This is a genomic window from Sulfitobacter sp. HI0027 (assembly GCF_001634775.1).
Classification (GTDB): Bacteria; Pseudomonadota; Alphaproteobacteria; order Rhodobacterales; family Rhodobacteraceae; genus Sulfitobacter.
Map to the genome: position 1 here is coordinate 1 of NZ_LWER01000401.1, position 318 is coordinate 318.

The following is a 318-nucleotide window of genomic DNA, read 5'->3' on the forward strand; positions in this document are numbered from 1 at the left end:
CGCTCAACATTGTTGCAGACCAGATCGGCGGCCCCACCGGCGCTGCCGAGATCGCTGCCGCCTGTCATGCTCATTCACTAGATGGTCGTCGTTGCGCAGGTGCCAGGTCATTTGCCGGACACCGAAGAACGGGGTCTCCAAGAACTGCTCGTCGATCCGCCGCATCAGATCGAGGTTCTGCGCGGTCTCACCCTTCGGCGTGTAATAGAAAGACGAGCGCGCAATCGACAGCAGCTTGCACTGCTGGACGACAGACAGCTGGGGGTGATCAGGCTCCACCATGCCGCGCCTCACTTCCCGCCCCAGGGCTTGAGCTTT

The 318-nt window shown here is 61.6% G+C and carries 1 pseudogene; it reads right to left on the reverse strand.

The annotated features are described in order from the left end of the window. Positions 1-3: 3 nt before the first annotated feature. Positions 4-318 (reverse strand): annotated as a pseudogene (locus tag A3722_RS18130) (IS3 family transposase); the annotation flags it as partial.